The organism is Streptomyces sp. NPDC031111, assembly GCF_055570675.1.
The window spans coordinates 50,555-63,972 of the sequence record NZ_JBVIGS010000027.1 but is presented as its reverse complement, the minus strand read 5'-3'; the positions used below and the strand labels follow the sequence as shown (position 1 = coordinate 63,972).

Below are 13,418 nucleotides of genomic sequence, written 5' to 3'. Positions count from 1 at the left end.
TCCGTACGCTGAGTCAGCGTACGGACACGAAGAGTGGACGGTACGTCTGATGATCCGTCAGGCTGGAGGTGTGCGCGGGCGGCGTGAGGAGCCGTCGTGGTGCGGTACGGCGGAGCGGAAAGGGGCGGCGGATGGACGTGGTCGGAGTCGAGGGGGAGGCGGCCGGGGGCGCCGGTGCGCGGGTGGTCCCGGCGGGGGAGTGGGAGCGGGAGCCGCATCCGTCGGACAGCCTGCGGACGTTCGGCGCCGTCGTCCAGGCACTGCGCGAGCATGCGGGGCTGAGCCGAGTCGACCTCGGCGCCCGGGTCCAGTACTCCAAGCACACGGTCGAGTCGGTGGAGTTGGGGCGACGGATGCCGGACGAGGCGTTCGTGGAGCGGGCGGAGGAGGCCCTCGGCAACACCGGCGCGCTGCGAAAGGCCGCGCGGCATCTCACGCGGGGGGAGGCGGGGCTGGCTGCTTGGTTCCGGCGGTGGGCTCGGCTGGAGCGGGAGGCGGTGAGCCTGTGCACGTACGAGTGCCGGTTGGTTCCGGGGTTGTTGCAGTCGGAGGCGTATGCGCGGGCGGTGTTCGACAACAGCATCCCGTTGCTGACCGATGAGCAGACGGAGGCACAGGTCGCAGCCCGAATGGAACGGCAGGCGATGATGCGGGAGCGGCCGACCGTGCCGTTCGGCTTCATCGTGGAGGAGTCGGTTTTCCGGCGCAGGTTGGGTGGGACGCAAGTTCAGGCGAACATGCTGGACCACGTGCTTGAGCTGACCGCACCGCGCAACGTGACGCTTCAAGTGGTGCCGACGGAGCTGGAGTTCCATGGGTGCCTGGATGGGCCTATGCGAATCCTGGAAACCCTGGAGGGGCGGCGGCTCGGGTACTCCGAAGGCCAGCAGAACGGACGGCTGATCTCCGACGCGAAAGAGATGAGTCTGCTCTGCCGGCGCTATGACACACTGCGCTCGCAGGCCCTCAACCCCAAGGAATCCCGGGACCTGCTGGAGCGACTGCGAGGAGAGCTATGAGCAGCGGCACATCGGAACTCGCCTGGTTCAAGTCCAGCTACAGCGGCACGCAGGGAGACGACTGCGTGGAGGTCGCGATCGCCGAACAGGCCATCCACGTACGGGACTCCAAGGACGTGACCCGCCCGGCCTTCACCGTCGGCCGCGAAGGCTGGGGCCAGTTCGTACGGTTCGCGTCGGAGCGCTGAGCGACTTGAGGGCGTGCCGTTCGCTACCCCAGCGGACGGCACGCCCTCACCGCGTTCGTGAGCCCTTGGTCTCGTTCGTGGGGCCGTAGCCGAGGGACGTGCGGTTGATGAAACGGTCGCCGAGGTCGCGGACAGGCGCGGGCTTCGGCTGCTGCGCGGCCTTCTTCGCCGTGGACTTCTTCGGGGCCGGCTTCTTGCCGCCTGCACGCTTGGCCGGTGTCGCCTTCGCCTGTGCGGCCTTCTTCGCGGCCGGTGTGTCGCGCGCCGTGTACTTCCTGCGGAGATCCGAGAGTTGCTCGCGTTCTTGAAGGGCCACGTTGCTGGGGAGGGCGTTGGTGAGGGCGCGGGCCCGGCTGAGTGCATACCGCGCCGCGTTCCAGTTCTTTTTGCCGATCGCCGCGCGGGCCAGGTGGAGGGCCTGGTGCAACGCCTTGATCTTCGCGGGCTGCCGCTTGGGTATGGGGGACTCGGCCCCGCTGCTCCGTCGCTGCCCTGCGGCTCGGGTACCCCAGTCCGTACCCGAGGTCAGGACGACGACCGAACGGGGGTTGCTGCTCTGGCTTCGACGTACCACGTTCGCTGATTCCTTGCGCGAGAGAGCCACATGCCCGGGCAGGCGCCCACCACCAGGCGAGATTACCCGACGTAACGAAGCACTACCGGACCCGGGTTCGAGAACCGGACCGATGTCTCGTCGAGGTCCTTGCAAGGGCGGGCGGCCCACCACGCGTCGGCACGGCCGCCACCTGCGCCTTGGGGCGTGTGTCTTTTTCACGAACACGAAATGGTTGCATCGTCATCCTCGCCGCCGCGCCCCTCGCGTCGCGTCCGTGCAGGTCACAGGAGTGCGGGCATGAAAGAGGTCGCCTGACCGGAAGTGGGACGAGCGTGTTGCGTCCGCCGTGCCGTGCCCGAATGATTTCGACTGTTGAACACGACAGACGACTGTAGCTAGCCGTCGTGTTCAGAAAGTTGAAGATCTTTCGGAAGGTGACCCATCATGTGGAATCGGCTTCTTCGTCGTTCGGTCTGCGCGGCCACGGGCGTGGCGTTCCTGATGTCGCCCCTGGCGACCGCCTCGGCCTCCGCCACACCCCCGGCCGCCGAGCCGGCCCCCTCCTGTGTCGTCCTGTACCCGAGCTGGCGGTACACGCAGGCCGGGAACGACTGCGCCGTGACGATGACCGTGAAGGTCGTCTATGAGGACGGTGCCGAGGGATCGTGCCACTCCGTGCCGCCCGGTGAGGTCACCACCGTCGGCGAGGGATACCTCGGCACGCACGGGCACGCCCAATACGCCGCCCTGTGCCAGTAGTTCGGCTCCCGTCCGGCCGGTGATTTCACCGATCCCCCTGCCCCCACCGCCCGCTCCGGTACAAGAACTGGTGACTCCGCGGAACGCTCACTCCCCGAGCGTGGCGACGGCCTCCTCGTAACCGCCCGTCGGCGGCGCGGTGTCGGGCCCGTACACGAGGTTCAGCACACCCGTCGTGAACGTCTCCGACCTCAGCAGCTTCAGCGGGATCGACGGCTCGCCCTCGTCGAACAGGCGCATGCCCTTGCGTACGGCGATGGGGTGGACGAGGAGGTGCAGTTCGTCGAGGAGGCCCGCGGCCAGCAGCTGCCGGACGACGGAGACCGAGCCGCTCAGCGAGATGTCACCGCCGGGCTCGCCCTTCAGCGCGGCGGCGACCTCGGCGACGTCACCCTGCGCCTGCTCGGAGTTCCGCCACTCCAGGTCGAGCCGGCTGCGCGAGAACACGATCTTCCGCATGTCGCCGAGCTGCTTGGCGAAGCCGGCGTCGTCGCCGCCCGCCGTCTCCCGCTCGGGCCAGGCGCCGGCGAAGCTGTCGTACGTCCGGCGGCCGAACAGCAGGACGTCCGTGGTGCCCAGGCTCGAGCCGACGGCGGCTCCCATCTCGTCGTTGAAGTACGGGAAGTGCCACTGATCGGGCGCCTCGACGACGCCGTCGAGCGAGATGAACAGGCTGGCGATGATCTTCCGAGACATGATGTCCTCCGAATCCGGTCGTGTGTCACCGGATACGACCGTGCCACCCACCGGAACTCATCGGTGGGCGGCACGCGGATCGTCAGACGGTGTCCAGTTCCCTGCGACGCTCCGCACCCGCCGCGTCTCCGGCTGCCCGGCGCGGATCCGTGACGCTGCCCAGCCAGCCCAGCAGGAAACCGGCCGGCACCGTCAGCAGGCCCGGGATCGTCACGTCCCAGACCCTGAAGTCGTGCCCCGGGAAGATCGACTCGGGTGTGCCGGACACGTACGGCGACAGCGCGAGCGCCGCGACGCTCAGCGCGGTGGCCCCCCACAGGCACCACAGCGCACCCCGGGCGGTGAACCCGGGCCAGTACAGGGCGTACAGCAGAACCGGCGCGAGGGCGGCGCCGCAGACGGCGAGCCAGAGCGTCGAGACGACCACCAGGTTCCAGTCGGCGGCGACGACCGCCACGACCGCGGAGACCACTCCCGTCAGCGCCGCCGACCACCGCGACGCGGCACCGTCCGCCTTGCCGGACGCGCCCAGCACGTCCCGTCCCAGGGCGATGCCGGCGGCGAGGGTCACATCCACCACGGCCGCGAGCGCGGTGAGGAAGAGGACGCAGGCCAGGGCCGCGACCAGGATGCCGCCGCTGTCGAGCGCCCGTCCGAGCACCAGCGGCGTGAACACCTGCGCCGCCGGACCGGCCTGGCGCAGCGCCTCACCGGCGAGGGCCGCCACGCCGACGCCGACGACGGCGAGCGCGCCGTACAGCAGGGTGAGTTCGCCGAGCATCCAGCGGCCGACGGTCCGGGCGCCGCGCGGGCTCTTCGTCGAGATCGCCCGCATCAGCACGGCGGGCATCGCCAGCGTGGCCATCGACATGCCGAAGGTCTGCCCGATCCGGTTCACGGCCCCCACCCACCCGTCACCGGTGTAGCCGCCCGGACGCAGAAACGCCTCGCCCAGACCCGACCCCCGCGCGGCGGCGTCGAGCAGCCGGCCGGGGTCCCCGCCGAAGCGGTCGAGCACGAGCACGGCGGCGACCACCAGCACGGGCAGGGCGATCGCCGACTTCGCGATCATCACCACGCCCGTGCCCCGGATACCGCCGCTGACGGCCAGCGCCGTCATCACACACCCGATCACCACGATGCAGCCGGTCCGCGCCCCGGGCTGCCCGATCAGCGCCGCGGCGACGTTGCCGACCACCACCAACTGCACGACCAGCAGCGGGAAGCAGACGAGCAGGGTCACCACGCCCCACGAGAGGCGTACGGCGGGCCCGCCGCTGCCGCGCGCGTCCAGCATGTCCGGGGCGGTCAGCGAGGCGTGTCTGCGCAGCGGCTCGATGATCAGCACGAGGAGCAGCATGACCCCGATCAGGCTGCCCAGCATGACGCCGAGGCCGTCGAAGCCGAACGTGGCGACCATGCCCACCAGGACGGTGACCGTCGCGACCGTGGTGGTGTCGCCGCCCATCGCGATGCCCTGCTGCCAGGAGCGCAGCCGGCGGCTCTCGGACCGTACGAGGGCCCGGTCGTCCTCGTCGGCGCCGGTGATGACGCACAGCATCAGGCAGATCACGACGAACACCGAGAACACGGCGAAGACGAGGGACCGGGACGAGGGATCGAGGAGCGTGGTCACGACCACCTCCGGGCGCCCGGCTGCGGCTCGAGCCGGTCGACCCGTCGCCCGTACAGCACCAGCGCGTGCACACCGACGGCGAAGGGCGCCACGGCGAGGACCGCGCCGAGGCTCAACGGTCCGGCGATCCGCGTGCCGTACACGGCCGGTACGAGGGCGGCGGGCAGCACGTAGAGCAGCCAGGCGACGGCGATCCGGACGCCGAGCCGCAGCCCGACGGCCAGCCGCGCCGCCTCCTCCTCGCGTCGCTCGTGCTCCGCCGGAGGTCGCGCGCCGGCTGCGGGCTCGTCATGGTGCGGCGGCCCCTGCCGGGGCTGCGGTCCGAAGGACATGTGGGCGGCTCCGCTCACGTCGATCCGGCACCCCGGAAGGGGTGCGGTACGGGTGTGGGGGTGAGCGCGGAGTCAATCAGACGCGTGCGCGAACCCGCGGGCCCCGGGCGCAGGTCTGTACGCCCGCCCAATCCGGAGCCGCGCGGACGGTGAACGGGCACTGCGTGATCAGGAGCCACCGGGGTGGCCGGGCGGCCCCGCCGCGTGACGACGGCGCCGCTCGGCCCGATCCCGAGGGCTACACCGCGGGCACGCCGTTGTGCGCGATGGCGTCCGCGTACCAGCGGGCGCTGGACTTCAGGGTGCGCCGCTGGGAGGCGAAGTCGACGTGGACGATGCCGAACCGCTTGCTGTAGCCGTAGGCCCACTCGAAGTTGTCCAGCAGCGACCACAGGAAGTAGCCCCGTACGTCGGCGCCGTCCTCGACGGCCCGGTGCACGGCCGCCAGATGGGCGTGCAGGTACTCCACGCGCTCGGGGTCCTTGATCTCACCGGACGGGTCGGCGTAGTCGTCGTAGGCCGCGCCGTTCTCCGTGACGAGCAGCGGCGTGCCCGGGAGGTCGTCCCGGAGCCGCAGGAGCAGCTCGTGCAGGCCGTCCGCGTCCACCGGCCAGTCCATCGCCGTGCGGGGACCGGGCGCGGGCAGGAAGCGTACGTGCTGTTCCGCGCCCGCCCACGGGGAGGGCGACTCGGACGTGCCGGCGGCGACCACGGTGGGCGAGTAGTAGTTGATGCCCAGCGAGTCGATGGGGGCGGAAGCCGTCCTCAGGTCGCCGTCGGCCACGAAGGACCAGTCGGTGACCGCGGCGGTGTCGCGCACCAGGTCCTCGGGGAGCCTCCCGTGGAAGACCGGGTCGAGGAAGATCCGGTTGCCGACCGCGTCGATCCTGCGTGCGGCGTCCACATCCTCGGGCGCGTCGGTGTGGGGTCGCAGCACATGGAGGTTGAGGGTCAGGGACACCTCCACGGAACGGGGGAGGGCCGCCCGCAGGGCGCGGGTGGCGAGTCCGTGGGCCAGGTTGAAGTGGTGGGCGGCGCGCAGCGAGTCGAGCGCGTTGGTGCGGCCGGGGGCGTGGACGCCGTTGCCGTAGCCGAGGAAGGCCGCGCACCAGGGCTCGTTGAGGGTGGTCCAGGTCGCCACCCGGTCGCCCAGCGCCTCGGCCATGAGGCCGGCGTAGTCGGCGAAGCGGTACGCCGTCTCCCGGTGCGGCCAGCCGCCCGCGTCCTCCAGTTCCTGCGGCAGGTCCCAGTGGTAGAGCGTGGCCACCGGCCGGATGCCGGCCTCGCGCAGTTCGTCGGTGAGCCGCCGGTAGAAGTCCAGACCCTTCTGGACGGCGGGGCCCCGGCCGGTGGGCTGGACGCGGGGCCAGGCGATGGAGAAGCGGTAGTCGGTGACGCCGAGGCGGCGCAGGAGCGCGACGTCCTCGCCGAGGCGGTGGTAGTGGTCGGCGGCGATGTCGCCGGTGTCGCCGTTGCGCACCTTGCCGGGCGTGCGGCTGAAGGTGTCCCAGATCGACGGGGTGCGGCCGTCCTCGGCGGCGGCGCCCTCGATCTGGTAGGCCGCGGTGGCGGTGCCCCAGCGGAAGTCGCCGGGGAAGCGGAGCATCGCGGTGGTGTCGGGGCGTGCGTCGAGCGCGGTCATGAGGAGGGGGCTCCAGAAGGTGTGAGGTCTGTGGTGAGGGGTGGCGCGGCCGGCCCGCGCGGAGGCCGGGCGGGCCGCACGGATGCCGGCGGGCCGCTTACCGGCCGGTCAGCCCTTGACGGCGCCCTGCATGATGCCGCCGACGATCTGCCGGCCCAGCAGGCCGAAGACCAGGAGCACTGGCAGCGTGCCGAGCAGGGTGCCCGCCATGATCACGGACTGGTCGTGGACGTAGCCGCCGCCGAGCTGGCGCAGCGCGACCTGGACGGTCGGCTCGGAGGAGGACAGCGCGATGATGGGCCAGAAGAAGTCGTTCCAGGCGGCCATGAAGGTGAGCAGGCCGAGGACGGCCATCCCGGGCCGGGCGACGGGGACGACGATCGACCAGAAGATCCGGGCGGTGGAGGCGCCGTCGACGCGGGCCGCCTCGATCAGCTCGTCCGGCAGCGACTGCACCAGGTACTGGCGCATGAAGAAGACACCGAAGGCGGAGACCAGTCCCGGCAGGATCACCGCCTGGAGCTGGTTGACCCATTGAAGCTCGGCGATCAGCATGAACAGCGGGATCACTCCCAGCTGCGGCGGGATCATCATGGTGCCCACGGTGATCGCGAGCAGGGCGCCCCGTCCCCGGAACCGGAGCTTGGCGAAGGCGAACCCGGCCAGGGTGCAGCACAGCACGGTGCCCAGGGTGATCGAGCCCGACACGATCAGGGAGTTGAGCAGCGCCTTGCCGATGTCGGCCTCTTCCAGCACCGCCTCGAAGTTGCGCATCAGGTTCGGGCCCGGCAGGAACGAGGGCGGCACCCGCGCCATGTCGGCGTTGGAGCGGCTGGCGGCCACGATCGTCCAGTAGAACGGGAACGCGGAGACCAGTACGGCGACGATCAGGACGGCGTAGGTGAGCTTTCCGCCCTGGTTGGTGCGGCCGGCGCGGGAGCGGCGCGGGCGCTCCGGCCGGGTGCCGCGCGCGGAGGCCTTGGCCGGCGGGTCGGCGAGCGCGGTCATCGGACGGCCTCCTTACGGGAACGGCGGCGTGCGAGAAGGGCGTTGAGCCCGACGAGCACCAGGATGAGCAGGAACATCACCCAGGCCACGGCGGCGGCGCGGCCGAGGTGGAAGAAGCCCCAGCCCTGTTCGTACATGTAGAGGCCGAGCGTCTGGTACTGGTGCGAGATGCCGCCCGAGACGGAGCCCTCGAACAGCAGTGGTTCGCCGAAGAGTTGGGTGGCGCCGATGGTGGAGACGATGACCGTGAAGACGATGGTGGGGCGCAGTCCGGGCAGGGTGACGTGGAAGAACTGCCGCCAACGGGAGGCCCCGTCCACTTCGGCGGCCTCGTAGAGCTCGCTGGGGATGGACTGCATGCCGGCCAGGTAGATCAGCGCGTTGTAGCCGGTCCAGCGCCAGATGACGATCGTGGAGACGGCGATCTGGGAGGCGACGGTGCCGGTCTGCCAGTCGACCGGGCCGATGCCGACGAGTCCGAGTACGTAGTTGACCAGACCGAAGTCGTGGCCGAACAGCTGGGCGAAGACCAGCGTGGCCGCGGCCACGGACGTCGCGTACGGCAGCAGCATCGCCGTGCGCAGGAAGGTCCGGCCGCGCAGCTTGTAGTTGAGCAGGTGCGCCAGGCCGAGCGCCATCACCAGCTGGGGCACCGTGGAGAGCACCCCGATGGTGAACGTGTTGCGCAGCGAGAGCCAGAAGTAGTCGTCCGACAGCAGCGCGGTGTAGTTGTCGAGACCGCGCCACTGCATGTCGCCGGGTGTCTGGAGCTCCACGCGGTACAGGGACACGAAGGCCGTGTAGATCAGCGGGAAGAGTCCGAAGGCGGCGAACAGGGTGAAGAACGGGGCGATGTAGGCGTACGGCGAGAACTTCTGCCAGGCCCGCCGGACGGCGGCGCCGGGCCGGGGCGGCGCCGCCTGCTTCGGCGGGGCCGGTGGGGCGGAGGCGGTGAGGGTCACGGTGCGGCCCTTCGAATGGTCGTGAGCGGGGTGCGGAGCGGGCGTCGGGCAGGCGCCGCCACCGGGCGGCGCCCGCCCGGTGGCGGCTCCCGGTCAGCCGATGATGTTGGCGACGCCCTTCTTGGCGTTCGCCCACGCCTTGTCCGGGGCCAGGCCCTTGCGCTCGACCTCGCTCAGGGCGTTGGTGATCTGCTGGCTCACGTTCTGGTCGTGGATGCCGAGGACCTGGACGGGCGAGGCCTTGGCGGCGTCACCGAAGATCTGGCCGATCGGCGCGTTGGAGAAGTACGGGTCCTTGGCGTCGGCGATCTTCTCGATGGCGCCCGTGGCGGACGGGAAGCTGCCGTGCTTCTCGAAGAGCTTGGCCTGCTGCTCGGGCGCGGTCAGCCAGGAGATCAGCTTGTAGGCCTCTTCCTTGTTCTTGGCGGCCTTCGGCACGGAGAGGTAGGAGCCGCCCCAGTTGCCCGCGCCACCGGGCAGCGCGGCGACGTCCCACTTGCCCTTGCCGGTGTCGCCCGCCTGGCCCTTGATGTAGCCGAGCATCCACGCCGGGCAGGGCAGGGTCGCGAACGACCCGGCGGCGAACGCCTGGTTCCACTGCGGCGACCACTGGTCGAGCTCGGCGCTCAGACCGCCCTGGGCGGCCTCCACCGAGGTGTTCCAGGCCTCCTTCAGGGCGGGGTTGGTCTCCCAGATCAGCTTCCCGGAGGCGTCGTAGTAGCGCTCCTTCTCCTGGCCGATCATGACGGAGTAGAGGCTGCCGACGCTGTCCAGCCAGGCGCTCTTGCCGGGGGCCTTCTTCTTGTACTGCTTGCCGAGGTCGAGGTAGCCCTCCCACGTGGACCACTTCTGGGCCAGCTCCGCCCGGTCGGTGGGCAGGCCGGCCTTGGCGAAGAGGTCCGTGCGGTAGCACATGGCCTCGGGTCCGACGTCGGTGCCGAGGCCGAGGACCTCGCCGTTCGCGCCAGTGGCGGCCGCCCACTTGGCCTCGGCGAACTCGCCCTTGAGCTTGTCCGCGCCGTACTTGCGCAGGTCCTCGAACTTGTCGGCCTGCTGCTGGGCGACGGAGGCGATCCGGCCCACCTCGACGGCCTGGACGTCCGCGAGTCCGCCGCCGCCGGCGAGGCGGGTCTGGAGGGACTTCCAGTAGTCGGCCTCGTCCTCGGTGTCGGTCTGCTTGATGGTGACGCCGGGGTTGAGCTTCTCGTACTCGGCGTAGAGCCCGGCCTCCTTGTAGCCGAAGGAGCCGAAGAGGTCGACGGTGAGGGTGACTTCCCCGTCGGCACTGGAGGCGCCGTCCGACGAACCTCCGCAGGCGGCGAGGAGCGCCCCGGCGAGTGCGACCGCCCCCAGGCGGACGGTGGCTCTCCTGGCGGCTCGGGACATGGGCATGGGAAGCCTCCTTGGCTCCGGGTGGAACGAGCGCCGAGATCTTGAGAGCGCTCTCAAAACGTGGGGGGAGCGTGCCCGCACCGCATTCGTCCCGTCAAGACTTGAAGAGATAACGAAGCGGCGACATACCGAAATCACCCAATTACCCCTATAGATGCCTTGTCTTGCGCGATGCATTGACAACCGCATTCAGGAGTCTTACTTTTCGGCCACCTGAGAGCGCTCTCAGGCTGGGCTCTTCAACTCTCCCCAACGGTTCCGCCGCGGCCAGGGCGTTCCACCCCTCCCCGGGCCGCCGCGGCCGGCGCTGACGAGCCCGTCCCTCTCGACGACATGAGGTGCACCCCATGCCAACTCCCCGACCACGGCCGGTCGCAGCGGTGGTCCTGACCGCCGCCCTGGCGGCCGTGGGCCTCGGCCCGGCCGCGACTCCGGCGGCGGCCGCCACCGTCCCCGTAGGAGCCGGGAGTTACTCCGACACCCGGCCGTCCGGCACGACCGGCCCCACCAACAACACCGGCGCGCCGGTCACCCCGAAGGTCACCCAGGCCGCCAAGGGCAAGCCCGTCCCCACCAACGACTGGTGGTCCTCCCTCGCCTTCCAGCGGTACGGCGACAACCCGTACTCCACGCCCATGTACGGCCACCCCCTCACGTACCAGGCCGTCTCCGGCGGACTGGAGGTCGGCTACCCGACCAGCCCCGCCGTCGTGGGGGAGGGCCGCCAGTACGAGTACGCCCACAAGCGCGACCTCACCCTCGGCCTGAGCGGGCTCAACTCGCCCGACACCAAGGCCGACGCCTGGTCCGACTGGACGGTCACCCCGTACTGGTCCGACGGCACCCGCACCCTGCGGACCACCATCGGCCACGGCATGCCCTTCGTCTACGCCCAGGGCTCCGGCGGCAACGCCCAGATCACCACCGCCGCCACGCCCACCGTCTTCTCCGACCAGGGCAACGTCGTCGGCATCACGGTCGGCGGACACCACTACGCCCTCTTCGCGCCGACCGGCAGCGACTGGAACATCTCCGGCACCACGATCACCGCCGGCCTCGGCGCCAAGGACTACTTCTCCCTCGCCGTACTGCCCTCCACCGACGCGCTCGCGACCTTCCGCAAGTACGCGTTCAGCTTCGTCACCGGATCACAGGTCGACTGGAGCACGTCCGGCGGCACGGTCGGCGCCACCTACAGGCTCACCACCGAGGCCAAGGAGGGCACCGAACGCGGCACCCTCCAGGCCCTCTACCGGCACCAGTGGCTCCACACCACCGACCCCCTCACGTCGTACACCTACGTCTCCCCCCGCGGCACCATGAAGGTCCGGGAGAGCGCCTCCTTCACCACCCGCCAGAAGGCCGCCCCGGTCCTGCCAGGACTGCCGAAGACCAGCGCGGTCGACACCGCCCGCCTGCGCACCTACCTCTCCGAGGTCGCCAACTCCTCCGACCCCTTCTCCGGGGCCACGGACACCTACTGGACCGGCAAGGCGCTGGGCAAGCTCGCCCAACTGGTGCCGCTCGCCGACCAGATCGGCGAGACCGCCGTCCGCGACAAGCTCATCGGCCTGCTCAAGGGCCGCCTCCAGGAGTGGTTCACCGCGGGCGGGGCGAACGAGTTCTCCTACGACAAGGACTGGAAGACCCTCATCGGCTACCCCGCCTCCTACGGCAGCGACGCCGAGCTCAACGACCACCACTTCCACTACGGCTACTACGTCTACGCCGCCGCGATCGTCGCCCAGTACGACGCCTCCTGGGCCGCCGACTCCGCCTGGGGCGGCATGGTCAAGACCCTGATCCGCGACACGGCCAACGCCAGCCGCACCGACAGCGTCTTCCCGTTCCTGCGCGGCTTCGACGTCTACGCCGGGCACAGCTGGGCCTCCGGCCACCAGGGCTTCGCCGCCGGCAACAACCAGGAGTCCTCCTCGGAGTCCACCAACCTCAGCGCGGCACTGGTGCTCTGGGGTTCGGCCACCGGCGACACCTCCGTGCGGGACCTCGGCAGCTACCTCCTCGCCACCGAGGGCGAGGCGATCGCCCAGTACTGGTTCGACGCAGACCAGCAGGTCTTCCCCGGCTCCTTCACCCACGACACGGTCGGCATGGTGTGGGGCAGCGGCGGCGCGTACTCCACCTGGTGGACCGCCAACCCGGAGGAGATCCACGGCATCAACGTCCTGCCCGTGACCGCGGGCGGTTCCCCGCACCTGGCCGGGCACAAGGACGCGATCCGGCGCAACATCGCGGAGATGGAGCGCGAGAACGGCGGGCCCGCCGTCGAATGGCGCGACATCCTCTGGGAGTTCCAGTCGCTGGCCGACCCGGCCACCGCCAAGTCCAAGTGGGACGCCGGAAACGCCGGTTACACCCCCGAGCAGGGCGAGTCCAAGGCCCACACCTACCACTGGATCACCACCCTGGACGCGCTCGGCGCCCCCGACCCCTCGGTGACCGGCGACCTGGCCACGTCCGCGGTGTTCAGCAAGAACGGCACCCGCACCTACGCCGCCCACAACCACGGTTCCACCGCCCGCACGGTCACCTTCTCCGACGGCAAGACGCTCACCGTGCCCGCCCGCTCCACCGCGACCGGCACCGGCGCCGACTCCGGGGGCGGGGACCCCGATCCGTCCACCGGCAACACCTTCCGGCTCCGCTCCGGCGGCGCCCTCACCACGTCCACCGGCACCACGGCCGCCAACGACACCATCCCGTCGGCCGAGGGCCGCAACCACGACGGCACCCCGAACAAGCCGCTCGTCTACGAGGTCAAGGGCGTCAACGGCACCCTCAAGTCGGGCGCGTCCACCACGTTCCGCCTCCCGGTGGACGCCGGCACGGCGGTCGGCCTCGGCCAACAGGCCCGTATCAGCTACGACCTCACCGGCGACGGCACCTTCGACCGGACCGAGACGTACCACTACTTCGCCACCGACCCGGTCAACGGCTGGGAGGAGTACAACCAGACCCGCGGCCTGAAGGCCGCCACCGGCACCCTCGGCAACCTGCGCGGGGGAACGGTGCGGCTGGAGGTCTGGAGCGCGATCGGCAACGCGAACGCGCTGCTACGCACCGGCACCGACACGTCCCTGGTGGTCATTCCCTACGAGTGACGCACACGCGGCTGCCGTCCGCCGGCCCGGGGGGGGGGGGGGGGGGGGGGGGGGGGGGGGGGGGGTTTGGGTTGGTTTGGGGGTGGGGTGGGGGGGGGGGGGAGGT

The 13,418-nt window shown here is 70.7% G+C and carries 12 protein-coding genes; 4 read left to right on the top strand and 8 right to left on the bottom strand.

The window, feature by feature from the left end:
- Positions 1–131 precede the first annotated feature (131 nt).
- The gene (locus ACZ470_RS36290; RefSeq protein WP_468434206.1) at positions 132–1,019 is read left to right on the top strand and encodes a helix-turn-helix domain-containing protein; all 888 of its coding nucleotides are present in this window, start codon (positions 132–134) and stop codon (positions 1,017–1,019) included.
- The gene (locus ACZ470_RS36285; protein WP_468434205.1) at positions 1,016–1,207 is read left to right on the top strand and encodes a DUF397 domain-containing protein; all 192 of its coding nucleotides are present in this window, start codon (positions 1,016–1,018) and stop codon (positions 1,205–1,207) included. The genes ACZ470_RS36290 and ACZ470_RS36285 overlap by 4 nt, the downstream gene beginning before the upstream one ends.
- Before the next feature lie 46 nt (positions 1,208–1,253).
- Here ACZ470_RS36285 and ACZ470_RS36280 read toward each other — a convergent pair whose 3' ends face one another.
- The gene (locus ACZ470_RS36280) at positions 1,254–1,781 is read right to left on the bottom strand and encodes a hypothetical protein (RefSeq protein ID WP_468434204.1); all 528 of its coding nucleotides are present in this window, start codon (positions 1,779–1,781) and stop codon (positions 1,254–1,256) included.
- A gap of 426 nt (positions 1,782–2,207) precedes the next feature.
- Here ACZ470_RS36280 and ACZ470_RS36275 point away from each other — a divergent pair, with 426 nt between their 5' ends.
- Positions 2,208–2,522, top strand: coding sequence for an alpha-amylase (locus tag ACZ470_RS36275; protein WP_468434203.1), 315 nt, complete (start codon positions 2,208–2,210; stop codon positions 2,520–2,522).
- Between the two features lie 87 nt (positions 2,523–2,609).
- On the opposite strand, the gene ACZ470_RS36270 is transcribed toward ACZ470_RS36275, so the two are convergent.
- From ACZ470_RS36270 to ACZ470_RS36240, 7 genes are all read right to left on the bottom strand, one after another.
- Positions 2,610–3,218 carry a dihydrofolate reductase family protein gene (locus ACZ470_RS36270; protein ID WP_468434202.1) on the bottom strand — a complete coding sequence of 203 codons (609 nt, stop codon included), beginning with the start codon at positions 3,216–3,218 and terminating at the stop codon, positions 2,610–2,612.
- 82 nt (positions 3,219–3,300) lie between these two features.
- Entirely contained in the window at positions 3,301–4,854 is a 1,554-nt protein-coding gene (locus ACZ470_RS36265) for a sodium:solute symporter family transporter (protein WP_468434201.1), read from the bottom strand.
- Positions 4,851–5,186 carry a hypothetical protein gene (locus ACZ470_RS36260; protein ID WP_468434200.1) on the bottom strand — a complete coding sequence of 112 codons (336 nt, stop codon included), beginning with the start codon at positions 5,184–5,186 and terminating at the stop codon, positions 4,851–4,853. Before ACZ470_RS36260 ends, ACZ470_RS36265 begins: the two co-directional genes overlap by 4 nt.
- Before the next feature lie 238 nt (positions 5,187–5,424).
- Complete coding sequence (locus tag ACZ470_RS36255) at positions 5,425–6,828, bottom strand: GH1 family beta-glucosidase (RefSeq protein ID WP_468434199.1); 1,404 nt, start codon at positions 6,826–6,828, stop codon at positions 5,425–5,427.
- A gap of 108 nt (positions 6,829–6,936) precedes the next feature.
- On the bottom strand, positions 6,937–7,836 hold the full coding sequence (locus tag ACZ470_RS36250) for a carbohydrate ABC transporter permease (protein WP_468434198.1): 900 nt from the start codon (positions 7,834–7,836) through the stop codon (positions 6,937–6,939).
- Positions 7,833–8,798, bottom strand: a complete 966-nt coding sequence (locus tag ACZ470_RS36245) for a carbohydrate ABC transporter permease (protein WP_468434197.1) — start codon at positions 8,796–8,798, stop codon at positions 7,833–7,835. The genes ACZ470_RS36250 and ACZ470_RS36245 overlap by 4 nt, the downstream gene beginning before the upstream one ends.
- 93 nt (positions 8,799–8,891) lie before the next feature.
- On the bottom strand, positions 8,892–10,190 hold the full coding sequence (locus tag ACZ470_RS36240) for an ABC transporter substrate-binding protein (protein ID WP_468434196.1): 1,299 nt from the start codon (positions 10,188–10,190) through the stop codon (positions 8,892–8,894).
- Between the two features lie 347 nt (positions 10,191–10,537).
- On the opposite strand from ACZ470_RS36240, the gene ACZ470_RS36235 reads away from it, so the two are divergent.
- Entirely contained in the window at positions 10,538–13,312 is a 2,775-nt protein-coding gene (locus tag ACZ470_RS36235) for a glycosyl hydrolase (RefSeq protein WP_468434195.1), read from the top strand.
- Positions 13,313–13,418 lie beyond the last annotated feature (106 nt).

Coding starts and splice junctions, on each gene's coding strand:
- ACZ470_RS36290 (WP_468434206.1), top strand. CDS start 132: ATGGACGTGGTCGGAGTCGAGGGGGAGGCGGCCGGGGGCGCCGGTGCG.
- ACZ470_RS36285 (WP_468434205.1), top strand. CDS start 1,016: ATGAGCAGCGGCACATCGGAACTCGCCTGGTTCAAGTCCAGCTACAGC.
- ACZ470_RS36275 (WP_468434203.1), top strand. CDS start 2,208: ATGTGGAATCGGCTTCTTCGTCGTTCGGTCTGCGCGGCCACGGGCGTG.
- ACZ470_RS36270 (WP_468434202.1), bottom strand. CDS start 3,218: ATGTCTCGGAAGATCATCGCCAGCCTGTTCATCTCGCTCGACGGCGTC.
- ACZ470_RS36260 (WP_468434200.1), bottom strand. CDS start 5,186: ATGTCCTTCGGACCGCAGCCCCGGCAGGGGCCGCCGCACCATGACGAG.
- ACZ470_RS36255 (WP_468434199.1), bottom strand. CDS start 6,828: ATGACCGCGCTCGACGCACGCCCCGACACCACCGCGATGCTCCGCTTC.
- ACZ470_RS36250 (WP_468434198.1), bottom strand. CDS start 7,836: ATGACCGCGCTCGCCGACCCGCCGGCCAAGGCCTCCGCGCGCGGCACC.
- ACZ470_RS36240 (WP_468434196.1), bottom strand. CDS start 10,190: ATGCCCATGTCCCGAGCCGCCAGGAGAGCCACCGTCCGCCTGGGGGCG.
- ACZ470_RS36235 (WP_468434195.1), top strand. CDS start 10,538: ATGCCAACTCCCCGACCACGGCCGGTCGCAGCGGTGGTCCTGACCGCC.